23 protein-coding genes, 1 pseudogene and 1 riboswitch are annotated in these 23,503 nt (G+C 54.6%); of the genes and pseudogenes, 13 read left to right on the top strand and 11 right to left on the bottom strand.

All coding sequences use genetic code 11. The annotated features are described in order from the left end of the window. From AYW79_RS04680 to AYW79_RS04645, 8 genes and pseudogenes are all read right to left on the bottom strand, one after another. Nucleotides 1-655 (bottom strand): annotated as a pseudogene (locus AYW79_RS04680) (hypothetical protein); the annotation flags it as partial. Beyond that, nucleotides 652-3,120, bottom strand: a complete 2,469-nt coding sequence (locus AYW79_RS04675; RefSeq protein WP_067562280.1) for an ATP-binding protein — start codon at nucleotides 3,118-3,120, stop codon at nucleotides 652-654. The gene AYW79_RS04675 and the pseudogene AYW79_RS04680, both read right to left, overlap by 4 nt. Beyond that, nucleotides 3,117-3,821, bottom strand: a complete 705-nt coding sequence (locus AYW79_RS04670; RefSeq protein WP_067562278.1) for a TcpE family conjugal transfer membrane protein — start codon at nucleotides 3,819-3,821, stop codon at nucleotides 3,117-3,119. The genes AYW79_RS04675 and AYW79_RS04670 overlap by 4 nt, the downstream gene beginning before the upstream one ends. A gap of 31 nt (nucleotides 3,822-3,852) precedes the next feature. Then, entirely contained in the window at nucleotides 3,853-4,083 is a 231-nt protein-coding gene (locus AYW79_RS04665) for a hypothetical protein (protein WP_067562275.1), read from the bottom strand. A gap of 43 nt (nucleotides 4,084-4,126) precedes the next feature. Beyond that, nucleotides 4,127-5,344 carry a DNA cytosine methyltransferase gene (locus tag AYW79_RS04660; protein ID WP_067562272.1) on the bottom strand — a complete coding sequence of 406 codons (1,218 nt, stop codon included), beginning with the start codon at nucleotides 5,342-5,344 and terminating at the stop codon, nucleotides 4,127-4,129. Further along, on the bottom strand, nucleotides 5,325-6,278 hold the full coding sequence (locus tag AYW79_RS04655) for a replication-relaxation family protein (RefSeq protein ID WP_067562270.1): 954 nt from the start codon (nucleotides 6,276-6,278) through the stop codon (nucleotides 5,325-5,327). Before AYW79_RS04655 ends, AYW79_RS04660 begins: the two co-directional genes overlap by 20 nt. Before the next feature lie 182 nt (nucleotides 6,279-6,460). Continuing rightward, nucleotides 6,461-8,806 carry a type IV secretory system conjugative DNA transfer family protein gene (locus AYW79_RS04650; RefSeq protein ID WP_067562267.1) on the bottom strand — a complete coding sequence of 782 codons (2,346 nt, stop codon included), beginning with the start codon at nucleotides 8,804-8,806 and terminating at the stop codon, nucleotides 6,461-6,463. Continuing rightward, on the bottom strand, nucleotides 8,803-9,600 hold the full coding sequence (locus tag AYW79_RS04645) for a DNA adenine methylase (protein ID WP_067562265.1): 798 nt from the start codon (nucleotides 9,598-9,600) through the stop codon (nucleotides 8,803-8,805). The genes AYW79_RS04650 and AYW79_RS04645 overlap by 4 nt, the downstream gene beginning before the upstream one ends. A 484-nt stretch (nucleotides 9,601-10,084) precedes the next feature. On the opposite strand from AYW79_RS04645, the gene AYW79_RS04640 reads away from it, so the two are divergent. Beyond that, the gene (locus AYW79_RS04640; protein ID WP_156481891.1) at nucleotides 10,085-10,372 is read left to right on the top strand and encodes a hypothetical protein; all 288 of its coding nucleotides are present in this window, start codon (nucleotides 10,085-10,087) and stop codon (nucleotides 10,370-10,372) included. On the opposite strand, the gene AYW79_RS04635 is transcribed toward AYW79_RS04640, so the two are convergent. Continuing rightward, entirely contained in the window at nucleotides 10,361-10,765 is a 405-nt protein-coding gene (locus AYW79_RS04635; protein ID WP_197461006.1) for an ImmA/IrrE family metallo-endopeptidase, read from the bottom strand. The two genes, AYW79_RS04640 and AYW79_RS04635, sit on opposite strands and share 12 nt — an antisense overlap. Before the next feature lie 407 nt (nucleotides 10,766-11,172). Here AYW79_RS04635 and AYW79_RS04625 point away from each other — a divergent pair, with 407 nt between their 5' ends. Continuing rightward, on the top strand, nucleotides 11,173-12,669 hold the full coding sequence (locus AYW79_RS04625; RefSeq protein WP_197461007.1) for a methyltransferase domain-containing protein: 1,497 nt from the start codon (nucleotides 11,173-11,175) through the stop codon (nucleotides 12,667-12,669). 25 nt (nucleotides 12,670-12,694) lie between these two features. Then, a riboswitch (cyclic di-GMP riboswitch) is annotated at nucleotides 12,695-12,790 on the top strand. Nucleotides 12,791-12,859: 69 nt separating this feature from the next. Continuing rightward, a complete protein-coding gene (locus AYW79_RS15160; protein WP_082806770.1) occupies nucleotides 12,860-13,261 on the top strand; it encodes a winged helix-turn-helix domain-containing protein in 402 nt (133 codons plus the stop codon). Here the strand turns inward: AYW79_RS15160 and AYW79_RS04620 are convergent. Further along, nucleotides 13,207-13,797, bottom strand: a complete 591-nt coding sequence (locus AYW79_RS04620; protein WP_067562251.1) for a helix-turn-helix domain-containing protein — start codon at nucleotides 13,795-13,797, stop codon at nucleotides 13,207-13,209. The two genes, AYW79_RS15160 and AYW79_RS04620, sit on opposite strands and share 55 nt — an antisense overlap. Nucleotides 13,798-13,958: 161 nt before the next feature. On the opposite strand from AYW79_RS04620, the gene AYW79_RS04615 reads away from it, so the two are divergent. The 3 genes from AYW79_RS04615 to AYW79_RS04610 are packed head-to-tail and all read left to right on the top strand — an operon-like array spanning nucleotide 13,959 to nucleotide 14,843. Then, on the top strand, nucleotides 13,959-14,231 hold the full coding sequence (locus AYW79_RS04615) for a helix-turn-helix domain-containing protein (RefSeq protein ID WP_067562249.1): 273 nt from the start codon (nucleotides 13,959-13,961) through the stop codon (nucleotides 14,229-14,231). Then, complete coding sequence (locus tag AYW79_RS15460) at nucleotides 14,221-14,382, top strand: hypothetical protein (protein ID WP_156481892.1); 162 nt, start codon at nucleotides 14,221-14,223, stop codon at nucleotides 14,380-14,382. The genes AYW79_RS04615 and AYW79_RS15460 overlap by 11 nt, the downstream gene beginning before the upstream one ends. Beyond that, complete coding sequence (locus tag AYW79_RS04610; RefSeq protein WP_067562246.1) at nucleotides 14,379-14,843, top strand: hypothetical protein; 465 nt, start codon at nucleotides 14,379-14,381, stop codon at nucleotides 14,841-14,843. The genes AYW79_RS15460 and AYW79_RS04610 overlap by 4 nt, the downstream gene beginning before the upstream one ends. Here the strand turns inward: AYW79_RS04610 and AYW79_RS04605 are convergent. Next, a complete protein-coding gene (locus AYW79_RS04605) occupies nucleotides 14,835-15,068 on the bottom strand; it encodes a hypothetical protein (RefSeq protein ID WP_067562244.1) in 234 nt (77 codons plus the stop codon). The genes AYW79_RS04610 and AYW79_RS04605 overlap by 9 nt on opposite strands. A 317-nt stretch (nucleotides 15,069-15,385) precedes the next feature. On the opposite strand from AYW79_RS04605, the gene AYW79_RS04600 reads away from it, so the two are divergent. The 7 genes from AYW79_RS04600 (at nucleotide 15,386) to AYW79_RS04570 (ending at nucleotide 23,493) form a co-directional block, all read left to right on the top strand. Next, nucleotides 15,386-16,798, top strand: a complete 1,413-nt coding sequence (locus AYW79_RS04600; RefSeq protein WP_067562241.1) for a hypothetical protein — start codon at nucleotides 15,386-15,388, stop codon at nucleotides 16,796-16,798. Nucleotides 16,799-16,825: 27 nt separating this feature from the next. Then, nucleotides 16,826-17,050: a hypothetical protein gene (locus AYW79_RS04595; protein WP_156493887.1), complete on the top strand. Its 225-nt coding sequence runs from the start codon at nucleotides 16,826-16,828 to the stop codon at nucleotides 17,048-17,050. Between the two features lie 135 nt (nucleotides 17,051-17,185). Beyond that, on the top strand, nucleotides 17,186-18,835 hold the full coding sequence (locus AYW79_RS04590; RefSeq protein WP_156481893.1) for a hypothetical protein: 1,650 nt from the start codon (nucleotides 17,186-17,188) through the stop codon (nucleotides 18,833-18,835). A gap of 231 nt (nucleotides 18,836-19,066) precedes the next feature. Continuing rightward, nucleotides 19,067-20,218, top strand: coding sequence for a hypothetical protein (locus AYW79_RS04585; protein ID WP_067562234.1), 1,152 nt, complete (start codon nucleotides 19,067-19,069; stop codon nucleotides 20,216-20,218). After that, the gene (locus AYW79_RS04580) at nucleotides 20,196-21,422 is read left to right on the top strand and encodes an AAA family ATPase (protein WP_067562233.1); all 1,227 of its coding nucleotides are present in this window, start codon (nucleotides 20,196-20,198) and stop codon (nucleotides 21,420-21,422) included. Before AYW79_RS04585 ends, AYW79_RS04580 begins: the two co-directional genes overlap by 23 nt. Next, complete coding sequence (locus tag AYW79_RS04575; protein WP_067562230.1) at nucleotides 21,419-22,186, top strand: SAF domain-containing protein; 768 nt, start codon at nucleotides 21,419-21,421, stop codon at nucleotides 22,184-22,186. Before AYW79_RS04580 ends, AYW79_RS04575 begins: the two co-directional genes overlap by 4 nt. Beyond that, a complete protein-coding gene (locus AYW79_RS04570) occupies nucleotides 22,183-23,493 on the top strand; it encodes an ATPase, T2SS/T4P/T4SS family (RefSeq protein WP_067562228.1) in 1,311 nt (436 codons plus the stop codon). Before AYW79_RS04575 ends, AYW79_RS04570 begins: the two co-directional genes overlap by 4 nt. Nucleotides 23,494-23,503: the final 10 nt, after the last annotated feature.

Here is a 23,503-nt window from a genome sequence, read left to right as displayed (position 1 = left end):
CCCCCATCGTCACCTGTGACAGTTGATCCATGGTGGTGGAGAGAAACCGGATGTCGGGACCGCTGTTCGCCATAAAGAAAAGCCCGCCCGCGAGAACGGCCACGCTGGCGAGTACCCCTGACCAGACCCGCGTGGGCTGGTTATCGACCATCGCCTTCTTCACGGCCCAGAACGCAAGCGCGATGAGACTGAACGGGAGAAATCTCCCGAACAGGCTCTGGCGCAGCCCGATGAGCAGCGGCGTGACGGCGGCCAACTGGTCGTTGACAAGGTTGGTGTGAAAGCCGAGTTCCGCCAGGAAGATGCCAAAGCGCGTGATGAAACCGGAACCAATGAAAATCCAACTGGCGATGGCGTTGCCGAGAAACGGGATCGGGTCGTTCAGATCCGGTTTCAGTCCACCCCATTCCCAGGTAACGAGGTTGTACCCGAGGTCGAATGCATATCGGTCCGGCGGATAGGTTCGGTATGTCGGCGTCGCATTGGTGGATACGCCGATCTGTTGTTCGGTCGGCAGAATCTGATTGACCATCGAAGGCGGTTGCGCCTGCGTCGCAGCGAAAGCAGAGGGCGAGGTGGCAATCACGGTTCCTACGATACAGAGGAGGAACACGATGATAACAGCCCAGCTCATCCATCGTTTGCGTTGTTTCATAATGGCTGACCTCCATCCACAGAGGTGTTGAACACGTTCAGCAAGTCGTCTGGCGTCGGATCAACGTGGATCATACTGACACGGCCTTCAATGTCCTTGAAGAAGCAGTCCCCGGAGCGCAGGCTGCGGAATTCCTGCCACAGCGACGCCTCATTCGGGTCGAGTCCCAGTAGGATCGCGTTGTCACGGCTGGCGCGCGGATCCTCGGTGCGAAAGCAGAAGATGGAACCGAGGTTGTTGCGCAGTTCCTCCTCGGCAATGTCGCCAGGGTTTTGCGTGACGAGAATGGGGACGACGCCGAAAGAGCGACCCATGCGTACCGTCTCGTCAATCAACTGCCTTCCTTCCGGGAACGAGCGCAAAAGCCAGGCTTCATCGATGCCAAATAGCTTCAGTCCACCGGGAGCGGAATGAAACATGCGTTCACGACCAAGCGCCGCCATGAGGAACATCATCCCGACACCAAAGCGCTCGTTTGGGGTGAAGTTGCCCGTTTCGCCAGGCAGGCGCTTTGGGAGTGGAAGTCCCGCCAGACTCGCTACCACGAAAGGAGTGTCCGGCAAGGCACTCACGCCATTGTCCCGCGCGAAGACGAGCCGTCCGTACGGACTCTTCTGATAACCCTGAAGCCGGGTCAGACAACGCCTAGCCTCGACACGCATCGCCTCGTGACCCTCGGTTGTACTTAGTTTTTGGAGTTCAGTCATGACTTGGAACAAATCCCGCTTGGAGGTGGCAAACGTTCGTTCCACCGCATCCATGAGGACGTCAGCCCGCTCGTCGTTGCGCTGGCCGTCAAGTAGAAGACTCAGATAGTCGAGCGCGATGGCGTGACTTCGCTCGTCACTTTGCGCCAAGCGAAACGGGTTGATTTGTGTGTGCGAACCTGCCGAGAGTCGAAGGATCGTGAGCCCTTTCGCGATAGCGGGCAGTTCCTTGAAGCATCCGTCCTCATCTTTTGGATCAATGGAAAAAATGCTTCCACCTCGGTTGTAGGCGAGGTAGAAGAGAAGTTTTTTGAGTACCGATTTGCCGCCGCCAAGTGTCCCCACGATCCCGACCGCCCCACTTCGGTTCAGTTCCCGAGACATGGGCCTTGCAAGATCAAGCAGTACAGGTGTGCCTTGGCGTGTGCGGCCAATGTAATCACCGGTCGGGTCCCCAGCGTCCCTACTGCCGTGCGGAACGCCCGCTGCCAGATAACCAGGGTCCATCGGGATCGACCATGGTTTCTTCTCCATGTCGGTGCCAGGCATTGTGTCGAGAAAGCCACGTGTCTGATCACCAGGAGAACGCACGATGCGCAGACGTAGGGTGCTGCACAGTTGAGTGAATTGAGTCGCGCGGGATTCGAGCTCTTCGCGGGTTGGTGCGAAGATGGCGAATGTGACGGTTGCGTGGACGAGTGGCATGCCATGCTGCAGTTTGTGTTCAAGCAGCCGTCCGCGATCCCCGGCCCATTCCAGGGTGAGCGGCAGGTCGCCGGTGCCTTCGACAAATTCCCGCTGCTGGTCCTTGAGCGCCTTGCGGCTTCGTTCAAGCCCTGCCGCCGCTGTGTGTGGCGCTTCAATCTCCAGGTGAATGCTGCACTCCACCGGGTCAGACAGTTCATCGAGGCGGTACAGCCACTCCTGTCCAATGTCAGTCACGTCTTCGGGAACATCTACCAGAAATAAAAACGTCTGCCAACTCTGCCGAGCCCCGTCATCTTGGTGGTGCACGATCAGTGTACGCAACCGTTCCTCGATCACGGTGTCGCCCGCTACGAGGATTGGCAGTGACTTACGCGGTCGAAGCAGGACTCGTTCTCCTCGGACGGCGATTTGGTAACTGGGTTCAAGGCCAAGGCGCGGCGTCGATTCACCGAGCATCGCACGGTGGAACGGATGGCAGAGGAGCCATTCGACGTCTGTGCTTTGGAGCCGTTCACCGTTTAGGGACGCTCGAACTGACTCTGCCACGAGCGTTTCTGCGGAAAGCGCATCCTCTAACACCTGATGATTCATTTCGCCAGAGGGAGAAACAATAAGCCGTTGTTGCAAGGTCTGACCCACGCTCTTTGCGAAGCCGCGAAGGGAGGTGAGTGCCCGTCTAGGTGCGGCTAAGTCAAAGTCCGGAACAGCAAACCTAGACTTTGGGAGCTTGACGAGCAAAAACAGGGAGCGCCGCCATGGACGTTGCCTCGCAACCTTTTGGATGACTGCTCTACGGTAGCGCTCAAATTCTGCATCCGCTGGACTTGCTGACTGAAAGAATCCGGTGGGGCGGATGTCGTCCGTCAAGGAGAGGAGATGACAAGCGCCCCGGTGTGCATGTAAAAACCCACGCAGGCTGTCGACGAGGACGCGTTTTTTCTCCTTTGATGCAAAAGCGTAAGGTTGCTGTGGAATCCGGTAGGCGGCCCAGGCTTGGCGCTTGGTGTCAAAGAGCACGTTTTGTTCGTAGTAGAGGACTGGACACTTCATCCGCTTCCCCTCCTCGTGTGGGGGCGAACGGACGCGTCCGATGCGGTCAGTGTCAGATCCGCTGGTTCCGTGACCGTCCATTCCCAAACCCGTTTCCCCTTCTTCGTTTGCACCTCTTCAAACCGGAGTGTTCTCTTCTCGGATAGCGGCGTGAGCGCGAAGCGATGCGTGCGCGTGTGAAGGCGGAGTCTCGCTTTTGGATACACGCGCAGGGTGGAACCGGGCTCCAGTTTCCCGTCTAGGGCTTCCGTGAAAAAGAACCGTAGACGACATCCGTCCGCCAAGTCAAGGGTGTGATAACGCCTTGCGAACATTGACCATTTGAGCGAGCGACGCGGACGGGGTAACGACACGGTCTCAAAGCGACGGATGTGCTTCTTCCGTACCAGGAATCGCAAGATATCTCGCAGATAGGCCGAGGTTGATTTCCCGGCGGGATCGAGTTTGTGCAGGGTGTACGCCAAGGCGGCCGGGCCGACACTGAGGGTCAGGGCAGGCCCGACCGGAGAGATCCACGCGAGAATCGGGATCACGTAATAGAACGCCAGAAACAAAAGAAATACTTGTAGCCAGAGCAGGATTAGGTCCTGATCAATCGGCATCCAAAGTCGGACGTCCCCAATCTGGTAAAGTACCGTTTTCATCTTGAACAATGAACGATAGGCATGGTAAACCGTCCGATCCGTACGCGGGTCGGCCATGTGAATCACACTCCTCTATTCGCCTCAGGGTTCAGGAACTGAGGTTGATGCCAAGCTGCTTCAACAAATACTGCGCCAGGAACTGGGCAATGGACGGGAAGAACACGAAGATGGCGAGGATGCAGGAGAGGATGATGTGCCCCCAGAGCCGATTCTGTTCTCCATGTGCGTACAACCGCACACCTCGGTACACCGCAACACAGAGGAATACGGCCTGCAGCGTGTGTTCCGCCCAGGTAATGCCGGTGCTGATAAAGTCCATAGCGTTCACCTCCTCGTTGTGCGGGTTACGGGTTGAACCTGTGTCATGACGGCCTGATGGTTTCTTGTATGATGCGCCCTCCGATGGCGGCTACAATCTGGGGAATGACGGAGTTGCCTGCCTGTTTGTAAAGCTGTGTGTCGGAAACGCCAGCGTCCTTTGCGGTATTAAACTCGGTGTCGGTGCGTCCCATGAGCCGCCAACACTCCCGTGGCGTGAGCCGTCGGATGCGGGTGTCCTGCACAATTTTGGTGACGGCCCCTCCATGGTGATTCAAGAGCGTGGGGGAGATGCCGCTCGGATCAAAGACTCGCCCGGTTTGACCGGTATCGTCCGGAAGTCTTAGGGCGGTTTGCACGGCCACGCCGGTACGCATCTGATGGGCATCCAGCCCCTTGTAGTAGTTGGCATCCAGGCAGGTGGCGGTGTTTCGCACGTTCCACTTTGCCTCTTGACCTTGTCCCCGTCTTGTGACGAGGACCCCATGCGTGGATAAAGCTGCGAGTGTAAACATCGGCTCGTCGGGATCTTTGAATCGGTGACGTTGCTGTTTGTTCAAGAATCCTGGGGTGGCGACGGCTGCGTATATGGGCGTTGGTTTTTCATCAGCCGCTGTTCCGATGGTTCGTTTTTGGTCTCCTGGTTGGGCGATGGTTTCCGACTCTTGCGACTGTGTTGTTTGTTCCACTGCGTGAGGAGGATTTGTTCTGCCGTTGTGGAGAGGAAGAACCGTTCGTCGACCTCGATTTCGAGCATGTCCGATAAGGAACACGCGTTCGCGGTGTTGGGGAATACCGAAGGAGGTCGCACAGAGCACTTCCCATTCACAGTCATACCCGCTTTCGGCCAGCGCAACTTGGGCGGCGAGGAAGTCGTAGCCCCGGTTGCTCGAGAGAAATCCGACAACGTTCTCAGCGACCAACCATTCGGGTCGATGGTCTTCGGGCAGCGCCCCGAGGAGGTTGAGGACGGTGAAGAACAGGCTGCTTCGTGCCCCGCCAAAACCTTGTCGCTTTCCGGCAACGGACAGGTCTTGGCAGGGGAAGCCGAATGCCCAGAGGTCGGCTTTGGGGATGTCGTCCGGCAGGACGGTTTGGATGTCATCGTGAGTCCACTCTCCTTCTGTTCGAAATAGCGCCTGATAGGATTTGCGGGAGAACTTGTCCCGCTCGACCGAGCCGATACACGCCATCCCCGCGCGCTCCAGACCCCGACGGATGCCCCCAATGCCAGCGAACAAATCAAGAAATCGCAGGACCATCTGGGTCGCCTCCCGCCCTCTTGGGTTCGTCATGGCTACGCGGAATTCGGCTGGGCTTGGCGAACGGCTGCTCACGAGTCTGCTTGCCAATGGGGACACTCCGGTCCCCATTTCCGCCGCTTAGCCGGGGGAAATCCAGAAAGGATACGGCATTCGTTTCAAGCCCTTGCCAAACGGGAGCGAGTGTCCCTTGTTCCGACAGTTCGTCTTCCGTTGTGGTCCACACGGTAGGTGTGGGTTGTTTGCGGAACGCATCGTCCCGCATGCCTTGCCAGAGTTCCAGGATTCGAGCTGAACGACGGGGATCACGGGTGATAAACAGCACATTGGCAAGCGTTACATCCGCCCAGAACGTTTTCAGAACATCGACGTATTTCCAGAGCTTTCCGTGAAGAACCCAAAGGTGTTCGCTTCCGGTGTCGTACTCGACGTGGAAGATGATCTCGCTGCTGTTTGCGAATCGGTAGGTTCCGATGCCATCCGGTCGCAGTGGTGTGGTTCTTTGGTTCTTACGGTTGACGATGGCGTAGCGTTCACCGCCGTCCCGCATACCGATCCAGTCGATGAGTCCCTCCTCCGGTCGACGGGTGAGGCTGTGTCGAATGAGGTCGGTGAAAAATCGATTGACACCAAAGAGATGGGGAGCTTGCCCAAACGCTGCGTTTGTCTGCCGAAGCAGATACGGTCGGTGTTCTTTGGTGAGACCGAAGGCGACTTCGATGCCTTTCCGGGTCAGCACCCATCCCTTGGTGTTTCGACGGATGAAGTCGAGGGACTGGGACTCGATCCATTCCTGATGGCGAAGGGAGCGGCTCGTCTTGTAGATGGTGTCAATTTTGTAATGGAGCAATGTGGACAGTTGATCCGTGGTCAACATGCTGTATCGGTAGAGCGCGAGCAGCATTTCTTGCTCGATGCGATGGGGAATCTTCATTCGGTATTGCCTCCCTCTGTGCGGCGCGGCAGATTCGGAAATATGTCCCGCAACCGCTGAGACCGCGAAGCCACGTCCGGCGCGGTAAATTTGGAATTCAGTCAGGACGATTGTAGGACGGAAGACGGGAGGAAAGGCTGTCCGGAACCCTGTCCGCAAGCCTGTCCGACGTGTTGCACAGATCAGGATGGTTCCTCCGGGTCTTCAGTACGCGGAAAAGCGAAGTGACGAATGGGCATCGTATGTTCCTGGACAGCCGCCTTGGAGCGACCGTACATCGCCTCGATGTCCTGATCCACTTCGTTCGCTGGCCGTCCATCCGCAAGGTCCGAATGGGCAATGACCTCTGCTGCCCATTCTTCATGGCCAGCGGGAACGAGCGGGTTCTGCATGGTGAACAGTTCCGTGACGCCGCCTTCAAGCTTGGTGCGTACCAGCGCATGCATCTCAGGCAGAGTCATCAGTTGGCGCGCCGAGACCTCCGGCTTCAGCCACCGCGTGAGCCTGTCCGCATCTGGCCCGCCGAGTTGCAGCAGGATGAGCGTGCCGACATTGCCGAGAATTCCGGCGAGGATCGGGTCGGGCAATTGGTCAAGGTACTGGGTGGCCAGGAATAGGGACAGGCCGAATTTGCGGTCTTCCGCGAGAATTTTTTGCAGCACATTGACGGCGTACAGATGCGCCTCGTCGCCGAGGAATAGATGTAGGCGGGATCGGTGTTCGGGTCGACGTTTGCAAGTGAAGTGGAGGTCAATCAGGTACAGTCCCGCGATGATCTTGATGGCATCGGTGGTGCAACCTGACCCATCGATGAGCACGATGTCTCCCTCGTCCATGACGGCGCGCGTGTCGACGGCGCTCTTGGTCTGGCCGAGCATGCGACGCAGAGACGGGTACGTGGTGAGCGCCCCGAGCTTGTTCCAGATAGGACCCAAGTGGTCGGCGATGTTTCGAATCTCCGCGAACTCCTGCATCCAAAAGTCTTGCAGATGGGACGGCAGTTTCGGAATCAGTTCTTGGCGAAAACGTTCGTTTGCGAACAGGTGAGCGATACCAAGCACCGTCTGGGGCGGTTGCTGGAGCAGCGACAGGACGTTATTGCGCAAATAGTGCTCGGAACGTGGTCGGGAACCAGGCCACAGTTCCTGCAACGTGGTGACGAACTCACCCGTGATCGCCTCTGCGTCATCTCGGTGATCCATGCGAAACAGGTTGAGGCCACGTGGATACTCGGTCGGGCCGAGTGGAATCACATGTACTTTGTGATGAAGGCTGGGTGGAATGTGGGCGAGCAGTCGCTCAATCGCACCGCCGTGCGGATCAAAGAAGGTGAATCCGGGTGCCGTGTCGGGATTCGTCTGCATCTGGGCAACCAACCCCAACATGATTTGCAGGAGGGTCGTGGTTTTGCCGGAACCGGTCGCACCCGCAAGAAACGTGTGCTTGGCCGCCTGACCGAGCGGAATGTGAATCGCTTGGTCTTCCTTCCCCGGAAAGTCGGACCAGCCAAGCCGGAGACCTTCGCTTTTCCACTTGGGTGGGGGGAGGACCCGTCCCTGCGCGGTCGCCACGTAGCGAAAGCCGGGTTGCCGACTGTCAGGGAGATGGACTAAGGAGGCCAGTTCTCCAGAGGTCCACCACATCGGGCGTGTGGGTATGCCTTGATGCATGGCCTTGGCGAGTCGACGTTTCGTGATGCGGCTTGGCACAATCCATCCTGCCTCTCGAAGGTGGCCCATGGCCCCAAGCACGGCGTGCAGGTGTGCTCTTACGCTTGTGGAGCCGCTTGCCAAAAGGCGGACGGAGACGCGAAACGGACGCTGGTTTGACAGGAGTCGCGAACGAACAATGGGTCTTTGTTCAGCATAGGGATCTGGGACAGGCAGTGTTGGACGTTTTTGCAACGGCGATTTTCCGAAGACCTCTGCGAGCACTTCGGACAGGGAGAACCCGGATGTACCCTTGCTTCCGGGTGGTTGGGCCTTCTTCAAGAGGGTGCGCTGGAACTTGGCATCGCGCATCGGCGTGAACCACACTTCGAAAACCCAGCGACTGGCTACATCCGATCCGATGGCATCCATCAAATGATCAAGGGGATCGCCGGATTCACCGACGCGATGAGAGGACAGGGGCAACCAGGGTTCGAGACCCTGCCCGCCTTTGCGAAACGAGATGGCGAGCGAGCGACGGTCGAGGCTTTGTGTCAGAAACGTGGGCGTTGGTTCTGCAATCAGATGGACGTGCGGGTAGGCTGAGCGAAACGCGGACTGGACGGCCTCGTCGCGCAGCGTGGGTAGGCCAAGGTAGAACCGGGTGACCGATTCGCCCGGTTCTTTCACAACAAGGAAGCGAAGAGGAAGCGGACGTTGAATGCCGAGTGTTTGCTTTTGCCACAGGATCCCGGAGAGCGATTGAAGGAAGGCGTGCGCCTGTTGTGCCGATACCGAGTGTTCGGATGGGAAGGCAATGCGGTAAAACGTAAATGGGTTGGGCTTTTTGGTCTTCTGAGACAGGGACAGATTACTCATTGGACGGTCACCTCGCGATGCTCAGATAGTGTGTAGTTGCGAATCAGCAGTTCTCCGGATTTGCGTCCGGTCTTCTGTCGACTGATGGAATAGTGGACATCCACGGATTCCATGGAGAAGTCGGTGTACCAGCGGCGGACGTCTGGGTGGTCATTGATACTGAGCAGCCATTTGCCTTCTGCATTTACGAGCGTGTCGCGCAACTTGAGGTGGTCTTCCTTGGTGAACGGGTGTTGGTGGTATCCGGTCAGGCCATAGTAGGGCGGATCGCAATAGTAGAACGTGTCCGGTCCGTCGTACCGAGGGATGACATCATGAAACGGACGATTTTCAATGTAGACCCCACAGAGCCGCTTGTGCGCAGCTTCGATGCGGGCGTGGATGGCAGAGAAGTCGAAGGCAGGTTTGCCTCGGCCATATCCCCAATCAATCGAGTTGTTGTACTTTCCGCCAAAGTGGGACTGTACCCGATAGAAAAAGTCGTAGGCGCGTAAACGCGGATCGCGCTCTTCATTTCGTCGGTTCATGACACGGATAAACTCCTCGCGCGAATAGAGCGTCCAGTCGAATTGTCGAAGGAACCCTTCCAAATCATCCTTGACGACTTGATAGAACTGAATGAGCTCGGCGTTGACGTCAGAAATCACCTCCACCTTCGACTTTGGTTTGGCAAAGAAAATCCAGCCTGCCCCGAAGAACGGTTCCACGTAACAGGTGTGTTCGGGGAGGAGGGGGAGGATGACTCGGCGCAGCCGGGCTTTTCCCCCTTGCCACTTGATGGGACTTGAAATCATGCGAACGCCTCCTTATAGGAACGAAAACGAGGCGGCGACTGGTTGTCGCTGCCTCGTCCCTTTGATCCATGCTTGCATCGTACGCCTGAAAACATGGATAAAAGTGCGCTCTGGGTGCCAAAAGTGTCTCGGTCACGGATTGTGAAACGGATTTGACTCGCCTTCAATGTACCTTCGAGCCATGTCTCGGGATTGACTTCAATCGGGACGCCCTGCAGGAATGCAGGCTTGATGAATGCAGGCGGCAGGAAGCGATACACGTCAGGTGCGTCTCGCAATCAAGAAGTTCACCTCCTTTTCGGCAAACAAAAAAGCAGCGATTGAACTCGCTGCCTCGCCTTTTATGCCGTGATAGCATCTTATCTCGATAAAACAGAGAAAAAGTGCGCTCTGAGTGCCAAAAGTGTCTCACAAAGATCTTGCTAAGTGGCACAGCGCAGAGGTAAAGTCTCAGACAAGCAAAGCGGGTGAGGAGGAAAAGGGCATGTGTGGAATGGCTCGGCAACTGTTGGCAGAGAAATTGATCGATGATTTCTATGAGGAGCATTTGCAATCAAACGCTAGCCTCGGCGAAGAACCGGATGTGTTGGGGGAAAAGTTGAAAGCCGCCTTATCCAAGGACAAGCACGTCTTGTTACTTCAGTGGGAGGCACAGTGTGCCGAAAACTGCGGAACTGAAATTCGGGATTTTGCGAACTTTGTGGCGCACCTGATGTTGGACGGAATCAACGCAGAGTGCGCTCTTGAAGACAAAGTGGGGTCAGGGGCCTAAGTGACCCAAGACCCAATTTTCGTTCAACTGTAAGAGGCTTCGTTCTGGCTCTTGAAGCAAATCAGTGGCGAATGCCTGGGCCTCTGCTTCCAAAGCGGAGGGGCGGGGTTCGTCCAGTTCTAGGAAAAGTGGCGCATGGTCACCGTGAAGCACAAGATGTCCAATCTCGTGTGCAATATAAATCCGTTGTTTGTCAGCGGAAATACTGATGTCGTAGCCAAAAAATGATTCATTGTCATACCGCATCAGAATTCCCCATATTCCCGCTGGAGTACGACCTGGCAATAGGTGCAGGTGCAGCAGTCGACTCAGACGGAACGGATCGTTGGTCTCAAACGTATCGACGAGTTGCTGTACGGCGCCATGGATTTCCTCTGGCATATGTACACTCACATCATCACCCACCCAAACCATGATTGACTCGCTGTCTTGTCAGGCGATATCTCTATGATCTGCCCTATGTATCTACTGAATACCCGTTTGTATGAATCTTCTCTCTTTTGAATGGAGCCATTCGCCAATTCCCCAAAAGGTAACTGGTAGAAAAAGTATAGCACTTGAGAAACGGCTTGAACCTTAAAATTCGTTAAGGTTCGCCAAACTTCACGCATCGCCCCTCGGAAATCCACGAAACATAACAAACAGGTTTCACTCATTGGACCATCATTTCATAGTAGACGGATTCCCGAAAGAGCTGTTTGAGACCACAGGTTTCTCAAACCGGGTCTGATGAAATGTCACTTTGTTACAGGAATTTAGCGAATTGTGTGGAATCTTCACTATACAATCTCGGAGGGGGAATGGCTTTGTATATCTACCCTGACTTGACAGAATCCTTGCACAGACTTTGGGCAGCAGGTTTGGTGATTAGTCCTTGGCTTGCAGGAATTGACGGTAACGCGCGATTCGACCCGGAGATTCACGAATTCCTACATGATCGTTCCCGCGAGTGTGCGTTCATCCATTGGACGGAAGCAGAGCGTGCCCTTGCAATTGGCGATTTACCGGCGCCGGAGCGCATGGCACAGATTGCAGTATACGAAACGGCTGCTTCTGCGGCCGTCAATTTAGCGCATCAGAAAACGGGTGAACTGGATGTCACGGAAGCCATGGCCTTTGATGCGTTGCAGCGTGTGGAGAACTTTATCAACGACCACGGATTTGCAACTTTGATGCAACTGTACATGTTGGAGACCTGTTGGGAGAACTTGAACGCCCTTCGGTATTTTGGGGAGATCCCCGAACGCGATTATGTGCGTGGATCGTGGCATCGACCCTGGGTGGATTACAGTCTGGGAGAGGAAGTTTTGTTCGCCTATTCACTCGGGAATATCGAATTGGAGAAGCGGGGAGAACATCGCTTTGTCCGTTTGACGGATGAGGGGCGTCGCGTGCTAGAGAAAACGACGGATGCCTTACAGCGTGCTGGATATTTCCGGTATCGTCTGGAGACACTCTGCGTCTCTCAGTTCAATCTGTTCAACAACTATGACAAGACGGATCGAATGGTCTGGCCGAACGCCATAGACGAACGTCGGGCTTTTTTGGAATGGGTGGGTATAAAGGCAGGTATGCGCGTGCTGGAGCTGGGATGTGCGGATGGTGTATTGACATTCGCTGCTGGTCTCGCGGAGCGCGTGGGTCCATCGGGCGCAGTCGTGGCGGTGGACCCGTCGACCGGTATGCTTGCGCGCGCCCGAGGCAAGCAAAGAAGGCAGGAGATCGACTGGGTGGATTTTCGTCAAGGAAAGGCGGAACAGTTGCCGGTCGATGAGGAACGGTTCGACATAGCGGTTGGGGTCGGGTACTTACATTTTACCAATCGATCTGAGGCGCTACAGGAAATGAAACGGGTGGTGCGTCCAGGCGGTGTCATCGCCAGTTTGCATCCCTTGAAGATGGATTTCACAGCACCCTTCTTTCGAGAATGGTTCGCGCCGATCCTCGATTTGGCAGCAAAACGGGAAGAGAAACCAAGGGATTATTTACTTCATCCTGATGAAGCACCGCGAGATTTTAAACAAGCCGGATTGGAACAGGTGGAGGTGTTCATGTCGTCATCTGAACTGGTGTTCCCTGATGCAAAGAACGTGGTACAGCATTTCATCCGTGGCGTGGGATGGTTTGGGGAAGAGCTTGCGCCATTGCCTTGGAAAGCACGTGAGGATCTGATTCAGGAACTGATCGAACGTGGTCAATCTGTCTGCGCGCGTTATTCGGACAATGAGCGAAGGATTGCGTGGCCTGCCCAGTCCATTCGAGCGCGTGTTCCAGAGGAGCCATCCGGTAAAGAGTAAAACACGAATGACCAACTACAAGGTATCGCGAAAAAGGCAAACCCTGCGAAAGTAGGGGACGCAAAGCTACAGGGACTACGGGCTGTCTTTTACTTCGGCCTTTTGTCAGCCAGTTGCCGTTTCAAAATGGCTCGCTCCCTGTGCACGCCTTCCCGCCTCGATAGGGTTGCATAAAAAGTGGGGATGGCAAATGAGCAACTTGGAGGATAGCCAGATAGATTTGGGTGATGATTGTTATCTTGACTTGAATGGCGCAGTTCTTATGAAGGATGGGAAGATTCGATACCTGACGCCCATCGCTTTTCGCCTGTTTGTTTATTTCGCGTTACATGTGGGAGAGACGTTGACTGTGGAAGAGTTGATTCACCGCGCGTGGGGAAAACAGGGCATGGTGCAACGGGACGAATTGTACGTCTACATCCGAAAAATTCGCTTGGCGTTGGAGGATAATCCAAATGCTCCGAAGTGTTTGAAGACCCTGCGTCATCTCGGTTATGTTTTGTATCCTCGACTAAAGGAAACGGGCGGCGCCATAGATCAATTCGAATCATCGGGTTCAGGCAAATCGGCAACGGAGGGCGTGGAGAGTTGAAGCGTGCGGCGAATGAAATCACGTACAAATGCTCGTTGGTCTTCGTTCAAAGGGATCCCGTTGTAGGAGATGTGATCCTGGCTCAGCAATGCGCCAAGATCCATGGACTGCAAGTCTGGTGCACCCGTGAGGTGGTCGATTGAAACCTCAAGCACTCGGGCCAAGCGTTCCAAGGTAGCGCGGGCGGGCAGTGGACTGTTGCCGGACTCCCAGCGTTCAATCGTTCGCTCGGACAGATGACATTGCTCTGCTAGGTCGTGTGGACTCATCTCTTTGTCCATACGAGCAGCCCGTAGGCGATGGGCGAAAATCATGTTCTGATCGTCCAAATAACCAGCCATTTGGAGCATAACCCCATAAGCCAAGCCAAGCGCCTGGGAGAGAGGAGCCAGCGTACTGACCTTGGGTCTTCTCTTTCCGTTTTCGAGCATTGAGATATACCCAGGTGTGAGATTTGCCCGTTTCGCCACCTCGTGCACACTCATCTTTTTTTCCTTGCGTAACCTGCGCAACCAAGTGCCGAATGCCTCGTCCATAAACTTCGACCCTACTCTCCTTAGCCTGTGCCGATGATACCATTCAATGAACAAGATGCGCAACGAGAAAAAGTAATCAAAAGTAATCAAAGATACGGTTGTCAGGTCCAGATCATGCGGATTATGATGACCTTACACAAGTGTAGATGGGAGGCGGCACGATGTCGAAGGTGTCAGGACCAATCCGTGTCAAGTCGGAAGCGTTCACCCGTGCACGAATCTTGAAAGGTTTTACCCAGCGTGAGCTTGCCCAAGCAGCCGACTACAGCATTGCCTACGTGAGCCAGTTGGAGCGCGGCTTTCGCAATCCCAGTCCTCAGGCTGCGATGCAGCTTTGTCACGTGTTGGACAAGCCGTTTGATGAACTTTTTTATCTCGTTAATGTTTACAAAAGTAAATATACGCAAACGGAGGCGACGGATCTTGGGAGATGAGAAGGGTCGGCCCACGAAAACGAGGAACACGACTGAGCCTGCACATCGATACCCACAGAGCCAGAAGGCGTACGAGAACATGATGCGGCACGACGCGTATCACAAGGTGAAAGGGCGCGTGCGGCAGACGAAGTGGGCGGATGAGAAATGACGGATCCTCGGATGCAGCAAATCGAAAGATGGCTGTATGTGTACCCATCCTGGAAGCGTCGTGTGCAGAGCCTGCGCGCGCAATTGAACGACTACCCACGGCTGCGCTCTGCGTTCAGGGCGATCCCGTCTTTTTCGCAAGGTGATGTGAGCGATCCGACCTATGATGCGACAGAAAAGCGATTCATCATTGAAGAACAGCAAATTCAGCCACTGCTTTTTTACATTGAACTCATTGAAAATGCGCTATCTATCTTAACGGAGGAAGAAATGGCCTTGGTACGGTTGAAATATTTTGAACAGAAAAACAACACCATTGCTTGGGAAACAATGTACTTGTCACGCCGGGCTTTTTTTCGTCTGAGAGTGGTTGTGATCCATAAGCTGTTTGAGGCGCTAGGTGGTGAGTTTGCGATCATTTGGGAAGAGAAGGATTCGCAAACAAGGACTGCATCAAGGTGAGAGAGGTGATTTGTCAATGACGGGTGGTGTTTCCCCCTCGTCAGTCATGCGCATCAGAATGGTATGAAGCGTGTGTGTGAAACGCTCAATGGCATCCTGTGAAGGCGTGTTGAAAGTCACGGTGATGGTGACGTTGTTGTCTCCCAGCGTCACTCTTTTTGTGCCATCGGGTTGTTGATGTACTTGTTGGCAGGATGCCTTGGATATAGGCGGGAATAAGTTCATGTGCGGGACCCTCCTCGATAGGAATTGGATAAGCCGTGAAACAAGGTTCAGATGCTACGTAGTGACTGTCTGTACCAAACTTGACTTTGCTGTTCGACAGAGTGAATCTTTTCCATATATGAATTGTTTGGAATGTTTTGAGCATAGTCCGCCTGTTCTAGCCCGGGGTGCCAAGGCAGTGACAAATCCGTATCAGGTCAAGAGTTATGAGGTCAAGCACAAGATTGGGGGAAATACGCGATTGGCACTCGTGTGACACTCCATCTGCGTTTTTCCGTGATAGTCTGGTCATAACGCGAAGAAGGAGGTTGAACAACATGAAGAAATCGACCATGGTTTTATTTTCGTCAGCGTTCGCATGTTTGGTTACGTATGCACCGATTTCACGGGCCCAAACCATTCAGGCTGTAGAGTCTGCTCCAACCCGCTTGATATTGAATGGACAGGACGCATCGAATCCGGCACACTTGGTGCGCCCGGAGAGTTCGACGTCAGAGCCAACAAGTTGGTTGCCCATTTGGTATCTGTTCAAGGTGTTGTCCGAGTTGAATATCCGCAGCACCTGGGACGGACATCACTGGAATCTGGTATTGCCAAGCGGCATGCATGCAGACTTGACGAATCCTCCGAAGGATTCGGCGAATTCATCCGATGTGAGTATTGAAATCAACGGCACACCTGTTGATTTCGCACCGCGCTATGCCCACCGGGATCCCAGTGGTCGCGTTGTTACCTCGTATATTCCAATCTGGTACTTGATGCAGGCACTAAATCGGGTAGGGATTACATCGACCTGGGATGGCACGACATGGTCGATGACTACATCGGAATCATCCCCTACGGAGACGAAACTGACGGTGGTAAAAGACTTTGCGAATGCCTTGAACATTCAGCCGGATGCTACGAGTTCCAACCCGTTTGATGATGTGAGTGCTTCTGACTGGCCATACGTGAACGCGGTGTTGCAGAAAGGGTATTTCACTGCGGACAGTAGCAGCCATTTTGGTTCAGCAGATTCTGTGAATGCTGAGACCGTCGATCATGCGTATCAACTGTATGTGGGTATCCCGGACAGTGATTTATCCTGGAATGCGGGCGGTAGCACTATCGCTTGGGCGAATGCAGTGGAATTGAATCAAGGCTTGGCAAATGGAACGCTGACGAGTACTGGCGAGGCGCAAATGATGTCCAATCTGTCTGCTTTGTATCACGGCTATTCCAAGAACGCGAATGGAACGTATCGAGTATGGTTTCAACCGTATGATGCGAAAAAGGCCTTCGCCCATGACAATTATGTGACAGCAGCCATGGCTTCAAAGGGGCAGTCCTTAGCGTTTCCTTTGGTAGATGCCATTCAGTTCAGTGTCCAGAGCACCGGGCACTTAGAATTTCAATTGCCGAGCCTATCTGATCAGGACCTTCGCGAATTGAGTTGTGGGTCGTTGTTCAATGCTACTGGAAACCATACCGAGTATAGTGTGAATGGCGGTCAAACATGGGCGGTTACTTCTGGATTTGCCGGATATGACTCTCGTGACCCCAGCAATGGGGGAGTCGTATCACCACCCAAAACAATCTGGGTCAAGACCGAGGGCCACGCGGAAATGGATGCATCCTACATCTACCCAAAAGACGATGTCGTGTTTGCGAGTATCGGCATGACACCTGGGAGTGACGGAGGCGTGCCTAAAATTCAATATAGCAGCGGGCAAGCGGCTTGGGGGAACTAATTTCTGAATGAAGGGCAGTGAGACTACATGTTATCGGCCAATCGAATCAGGGAATCTTGTCTAGCGGGCGCGATGGCGCTCGCTATTTTATTGGTTTCATTCTGGAATGCGCCTCCTGCTTTCGCCTATATTGTTCGAACGGGTAATCCGCCGGGTACTGATGGGGCCATCATCCCAAATGGACAAATCACAGCTGGAACAGAATTTCGCATTCAATCGACTACAGACCCGGAATTGGAGAGTATTCAGTAAAATTTTGACTATTACAAGTACGGAGCGGATGGACTCCCCATCTACAACGGCAACGACACACTAGGCGGCATATGGGGATTTGATCACGTTAGCCATGACGGAGTTCCAATCTCTTCAAACAACGGTTACAAGATGGTGGGTCAATCAACGGTATCGCAATGGATCGCCGCACTCAAGGGTGATCCTTCGTACGTCACTGCACATCTCTGGAACACCACATTTATAGATAGTGCGGGACAGCCATTTTCCGTTTCGAACGTCTCGCAAATTGTCGAAATGAGCGGGGCGGCGTTTGTACCTAATTCAAATGGAGATTGGTTTAACCAACCCGTATACGCGACCGATCCACCCAAGGCGCAGATTACCATTGTAGGTTCAGACAGCGTGCAACAGGGAAAGTCACTCAAGTTTAAGGACCACGCATTCATCGAAGCCTATCACACCAACTATCACTTTGAATGGGTTACCGTGAAGAACGCCAGTGGGGTGGACGTCACGTCTGAAAGCTTCAATGAAAACTCGTTACAGGGAAAAGCCCCGTACAATGGGGAAACGTTGTATGCCTCGAATGGAGCGCCCATGGTTGAGGTGCAGGGTGGCGGGGCGACGACGTATCCCCCGTCGTTTGTGGAAACGACGGACGGGGGATCTACGCAACCGAATGAAATCGACACGAAGAACCTCAGTCCCGGACATTACGTGATCAAGTTGGAGGTCAAGGATTGGTTCAACCGAGCGGCGACCTCGGCAACCGTAGATTTTACGGTGATTCAAGCCCCGTCTCCGCCTCAGCCTCCGTTGCCACCACCTACTCCGCCATCACCCCCGAGTGGTCCAACTTGTCCGAACCCGACGATTCCGCCCATGCCTGCAAACGAAGTGCTTTCGTACAACTGGTCTCCAGATGGAACAGGCGGACAAATGCTCACGTGGACGGACACCCACTGGCAATTACAGACGACATCGGACAGTGACGGCTGTACCCTATTTGAGTGGGTGGACAGCCCAATCACGTATCATCACGATTACCCACTCAATCTGAGCAATTTTCAGGTGACCGGCCTTTTCTACGATCCCGGCCAGCCGGGGGATGTCTGGTCCCCGACGAATCCAACCGCTTCTCAGCAGAATTCGGACGCGTATTCGGACGGATCCACCGATGGCGGAAACCAGGCGCTGCCCACGTATGGCAATCCCACACGTTCCCCGTCTATCTATGTTCGAGTAGGTGGGGGTGTGGCATTTCGACTGGAATGGACCGGCTCCCCGCACGACATGCCAAGCCGTGCCAATGTGACCTTCCAGCTCGTCAACCCCGATGGCGACACGAATGTTTGGACAAAGGCGTTCCCCCTGCTTTCGGATACGATATTTAACCAAGGCGACGTACCCGTGTGGGATCCGAATGGGAATGGATTTCCGCCGCCAGCAACGGAGGTTGGCTGGGTGTACACATCCATTCCGAAATATGCCACAACAGGCGTCCCCAAGTCGTTCTCCCAACTGACAGCGTGGAATGTAAGTGGGGACAGGGCATCCAGTGCGCACCTGGGGACGTCAGTTTCGTTCATCACGGGAGAAGGTTCCACGGTCACTTGGAATGATGCGGATTTCGCGCAAACGCTCGGATACCCGACATGGTACTACCTGCATCAGATACCGGACGCGACAGCGAAATATGAACAATCCCAACCGACGTGGAACAGGATGTATACGACTGAGTCGTTGCCGAAGTTGGGGAGCCTGGGCCAATTGGTCCCAACCATTCGGGTATCCGGCCCCTAGGGATCAAAGATCACCGGGACAGTTTTGGCACTCTGGCGACACCGAACCGCCTGTTTTCCGTGATACCGTGTACGTGATGGGAGGTGGGCCAAGCGACATTGAATGTTTCGCCGGGATATCCGGCATCGTGCTAGAACCTTCTTTTGCATTTACTCTCCTGGATTTCTTCACACACGTCATCCATCGTCATTCAATCAAAATTCACCGTACGTCAGGAAGGAGAATGTGACCTTGCTGTATTTGGCGCTACCATCCGATCTTCGAGAACGCTACAAAGGCAGTGTTTGGCTGGCCTATGCCCAGAAAATTGAGGAAACCGAGTTTCACGCAGAGGACACACTTGTCGTCTGCGAATGGATGTTTGCCAAGCGAGATGTGTTGATGCAGGCATTGAATCGAGTTCGCAACAAGGGTGCGCGCGTTGTGTTCATCGGTTCATCAGCGCACGAAACGGAGGACTTCAAACGAGAACTTTGCGTGTTCGGGATTTACGATTTTCTGTTCGTCGCGGAGGAACTTGTTTTGCAGGATCTTGACAAACTACTTGAACACAAACGTTCCGTCGAGGACGTCGCAATGTACTTGTCACGAGGGGAAACCGGACTCGCAGAGCCGCCCAAATTGGTGGATGTGTTTTCCGCAAAGGATGAACCCTTTACGTGGGCACCACTTAGGAGTGGTGTCGCAGAGACAAACATGGCTCGGTTTGATGCCTTGATAGAAGCCCAGGATGAACACGGTAAATCCGCAGCTAGACAGGCGTCATCCACCCGTCTCGTGCGCAAGTTCGTTTGGCCAGACCCATCCCCGGTGCGCGTGCGTATCCTTGGGGATCGCGGTTGTGGGAAGAGTTTTGTTGCGCTGCAAGTGGCTGCCCTCTGTCATCAAAGTGAACTTCCAGCGGCGGTGGTGGAAGATAACCCAGGTACGCTGTCCCATTGGTGCGATGAATCATTTCTATCGCACGTCTATGCGTCCGAACCGCCGCAAGGCTATCGAGTCATCCTCGACACTCGGCAGGAGGCGGATTCACTGATACCCGACGCAGATCTCACGCTTTGGGTGACCTGGCCGGAAATGACCGGGACGGGGCGTACACTTCGTGCCATGCGGGAACGGGGTGACAGGAAGACCATTTGCTTGGTCAATCATCATACACCAGGGGTTTTACTCACCAGCATAACGGAGGCACAGGTCGTCTGCGTCCCACACGAGCCACGGCAGTTTCATGCCATTCGGATGAAAACGCCGTTGGTCACGCTTGACCCGAATTTTGGCAAGTGGTGGATGCCCATTGTTGATCAAATCTCAGCCTGTTTTGTTGATCCCAATCGACAGGGAATGGAAGGAGGAGTCGTAGATGCTTCTGTTGCTGGAGTTTGATCGAGTGAAACACGCGGCGGCCGTCAAAGCGGCAGAACGGTCGGGTCTGAAACTCTACGCGGTGGACCATGAGGATCAGTTGGCGCAAATCGACTTGACTGCTGTGGAATTGGTTCTGGTTGGACAAAACTCACCGGGGGTAGAGCGGATCAAAGAACAGGCACTTGCCTGTCCATTTATTTATGTGGGGACTTCGGACGGCGAATCGGTGTACCAAACGGCCAAGCAACTCGGATGTGTTGATGTGGTCACTTACCCATTGCCGATAGACTACCTGAAACGGTGGATTCGTGAATCAGAGGTACAGGAGGAACCCACCTCAAGTGCGACGGTGTCCCCGATGGAAGCCATTCTGAAACGGAACCGACCGGCCAAGCCGAATGTTCAACCCAGTGCAAATGAAAAAACGGTTCCATCTGACGACCCGAACCCGCCGATGCGCGGACGGGTCGTTTGCATTCACAGCGCCCGTGGGGGCGTAGGCAAATCCACGTTGACGGCGCTCCTGGCCCGCGCACTTGCAGGGCAGGGGATGACGGTTGGCGTTATTGACCTTGATCCCAAGGGGAATCTGCAATCCATCCATCACCTATCGGCCGCCATGACGGCAGACGACTTTACGCGACTACCCGTACAAATGGATGAGGCTGCGTTCAAGGAATCCCTTGTCGAAGTGGATGACTGGTACTTGCTGCCGAGTGGTCGGGCGCGGGATGGTTTGGACGAAGGGATACTACGCCGGGTGGTCGGGCAGTTTGGACGAACCTTTGACTTCACGCTCATTGACACGAGTCCATCCACGTCTTCCACGTACACGGCGCTTGAGTTGGCGGATCGCGTGGTGTTTGTCATGACACCGGAATGGATGGCGTTCAAGCGATTTCTCGAAGAGTACGAACTGGTGCGTCACATGAAAATGCCAGAGCGCGTGGTCGTTGCGGTCAATCGAATTCGAAAGGGTATTTCAGAACATCGGCGTGCCCTTCGTCTGTTGGACGAGGCACACGTTACGTCGGACGTGGTGCATATCCCAGAAGACCGTCGCTTGTACCGCGACATCATGACCGCTTCGCCACTTGCCGGGAGTCGAAATGTATCCGATGCACTAGACCATTTGCTCGGTGCGCTTCGCGTAACGCCTGTCTCGGAGCATAGGCGACGGAAGTTGCGATTTGGAACGTTACGGGAGGTGATCTCAAAGTGAGAAAAAGTACATTCTCCTTTGTACTTGGCGCACTCTGCGCCGTGCTGGCCGGTACCATCGGATCATTCGCGCTCTTGAGAATGCTAAACACGGAAACCGTCGTCGTCTCGACTCGCACGTTGTACCCCTACACACGAATCGAAGCGGGTGATGTCACCACGGTGACGGTTTCGAAAACCAGTGGCATTGCAGGCTTAGCGACAAATGAGTCTGCGGTTATTGGACACTATCTTTCCTACACTGTGCCAAAAGGGGATCCCGTTACGGCTGGGGACTTGAACCCTTCAGGTGGCAGCTTTTCGACCTTTTTGACCCAGTACACAGAGCGCACCGGGCAAACTGGGATGTTGATGTCGCTGCCTGTGCAAAGCCCCCTCGCGTCGGTGGTCAATCCGGGTGAGCAGATCGCGTTATTGGTGCCCCAACAAAATGGCACGACGCAGACACTGACGACAATCGAACCGGTCCCCGTGCTGAATGTACTCCAACCAGCTAAAGGGGGAACACCCACGGCGCTACTCATCTTCGTTAGTGAAGAAAACTACAAAATCCTTGCACCTGCGGTGCTGAAGAACAACGTCCAAGTGGCGCTGATCCCGCAAAACGACTCGTTCGCGGCCCCCGGATCCATTCCGCTTGCCAATTCACCGTCGACGTTACCCGCAGCGAACGGCATAGTGTCTACGACGCACGTAACCACGTTGCCACCTAAGACGGGTTCCACGGGTTCGAATACAACGTCAAAAGGGGGTGGTCATGGATGAGTGTAGTCGTGGACCGATACATCGAACAATTGAAGGCGGTCGTCATCAACCACCCACGTCTGCGGGAACCGGGGATGACGCGCACGGACATGCATGCGTTTTTATATCGCCTATGCGCCGAACCGGGGACGTTCGTCCCGACCGAGCATCGGGAGAAGGTCATCACAACACTGCTCGACACTTGGTTTCAATTTGATGTCCTGCAGTCCGTCATGGAAGACCCGCTCGTAACAGACGTGCACGTCATCGGCACGACGACCGTCGTACAACGAAACGGGCGCAAGTTCGAGCATGCGGACGCGCAGTTCGCCTCAGAGTCGGCTCTGGGTGAATTCATCGAACGACAACTCGACGGGACGCCTTACCTTTACTCGCAATCCGATCCGCTGGCGGATGCGATTCTACGCGGTGGCTACCGCATGAATGTCGTTGGTGGTCCCGGTACGCGCTATACCATCCACGACGCGGAGGGACGAATCGTGACGGAGCCGCGGACCATCGTCAGTATCCGAAAACCGATTTACCCGTTCAACCTCGACGACCTCGTGAGCCTGAATCTGCTCGATGCGGATACACGAGCGTTCATCCGACTCATGATGCAACTTGGGGACAGCTTCATTGTGTCGGGTGGCGTCGGGTCCGGAAAGACCACGCTCATGAACGCGATGACAGGCGACATTCCGACGGGACAACTGAACCTCATCATTGAGGAGTTGCCTGAAATGGCACCGCTTTGTGAATGGGCCATCCGGCTGACGGATCGTGCGGAGAATCACGAGGGCAAGGGACGAATTGACATGGCCCGAAACCTCATCAATTCACTGCGGATGAATGCCGACAACGAATTTATCGGGGAAGTGCGTTCCGCCGACATCGCGTATCTCTTCCTACGCATGAGCCTGATTGTCAGGCGACAGACGGGCACCACGTTTCATAGTCATGTGGGTCTCACGTCGGGCGTCGAAGGGGTCTTGACAAGATTCCTGCTGGAAGCGGCGGATGGCTCTAAAGCCCAGGCCTCGTATCTAAACATTGCCGGGATGATGGGGGACAAAATCCGGTTCGTGTTCACCCTGCGTGATACGCGCTATGGCAAACGGATTACGGAGATTGGTGAAATCCTCGGGTTTGATTTCGGAGTACGCGCCCTGCGTTGGCAACCGATTCTGACCTACGACGCGGCGAAAGATGTGTTTCAATTTCACGGCATCACAGACGCCATGATGGAGCGTGCAACCGTCGAGGGCGTAAGCGTGACCTTGCCACGAAACCAAGAAGTGGTGCGGTTGTACCGCATTGCCACGTGAGGAGAGGATG

Source organism: Ferroacidibacillus organovorans, from assembly GCF_001642725.1.
GTDB classification, from domain to species: domain Bacteria; phylum Bacillota; class Bacilli; order Alicyclobacillales; family SLC66; genus Ferroacidibacillus; species Ferroacidibacillus organovorans.
Note: the sequence above shows the minus strand (reverse complement) of the source record. Positions and strands in the feature narration are given on the sequence as shown.

Coding starts and splice junctions, on each gene's coding strand:
- AYW79_RS15160 (WP_082806770.1), top strand. CDS start 12,860: ATGAGCAACTTGGAGGATAGCCAGATAGATTTGGGTGATGATTGTTAT.
- AYW79_RS04665 (WP_067562275.1), bottom strand. CDS start 4,083: ATGGACTTTATCAGCACCGGCATTACCTGGGCGGAACACACGCTGCAG.
- AYW79_RS04650 (WP_067562267.1), bottom strand. CDS start 8,806: ATGAGTAATCTGTCCCTGTCTCAGAAGACCAAAAAGCCCAACCCATTT.
- AYW79_RS04620 (WP_067562251.1), bottom strand. CDS start 13,797: ATGGACGAGGCATTCGGCACTTGGTTGCGCAGGTTACGCAAGGAAAAA.
- AYW79_RS04640 (WP_156481891.1), top strand. CDS start 10,085: ATGTGTGGAATGGCTCGGCAACTGTTGGCAGAGAAATTGATCGATGAT.
- AYW79_RS04615 (WP_067562249.1), top strand. CDS start 13,959: ATGTCGAAGGTGTCAGGACCAATCCGTGTCAAGTCGGAAGCGTTCACC.
- AYW79_RS04670 (WP_067562278.1), bottom strand. CDS start 3,821: ATGGCCGACCCGCGTACGGATCGGACGGTTTACCATGCCTATCGTTCA.
- AYW79_RS04580 (WP_067562233.1), top strand. CDS start 20,196: ATGCTTCTGTTGCTGGAGTTTGATCGAGTGAAACACGCGGCGGCCGTC.
- AYW79_RS04595 (WP_156493887.1), top strand. CDS start 16,826: ATGTTATCGGCCAATCGAATCAGGGAATCTTGTCTAGCGGGCGCGATG.
- AYW79_RS04605 (WP_067562244.1), bottom strand. CDS start 15,068: ATGAACTTATTCCCGCCTATATCCAAGGCATCCTGCCAACAAGTACAT.
- AYW79_RS04660 (WP_067562272.1), bottom strand. CDS start 5,344: ATGGTCCTGCGATTTCTTGATTTGTTCGCTGGCATTGGGGGCATCCGT.
- AYW79_RS04610 (WP_067562246.1), top strand. CDS start 14,379: ATGACGGATCCTCGGATGCAGCAAATCGAAAGATGGCTGTATGTGTAC.
- AYW79_RS04675 (WP_067562280.1), bottom strand. CDS start 3,120: ATGAAGTGTCCAGTCCTCTACTACGAACAAAACGTGCTCTTTGACACC.
- AYW79_RS04600 (WP_067562241.1), top strand. CDS start 15,386: ATGAAGAAATCGACCATGGTTTTATTTTCGTCAGCGTTCGCATGTTTG.
- AYW79_RS04645 (WP_067562265.1), bottom strand. CDS start 9,600: ATGATTTCAAGTCCCATCAAGTGGCAAGGGGGAAAAGCCCGGCTGCGC.
- AYW79_RS04625 (WP_197461007.1), top strand. CDS start 11,173: ATGGCTTTGTATATCTACCCTGACTTGACAGAATCCTTGCACAGACTT.
- AYW79_RS04655 (WP_067562270.1), bottom strand. CDS start 6,278: ATGAAGATTCCCCATCGCATCGAGCAAGAAATGCTGCTCGCGCTCTAC.
- AYW79_RS04570 (WP_067562228.1), top strand. CDS start 22,183: ATGAGTGTAGTCGTGGACCGATACATCGAACAATTGAAGGCGGTCGTC.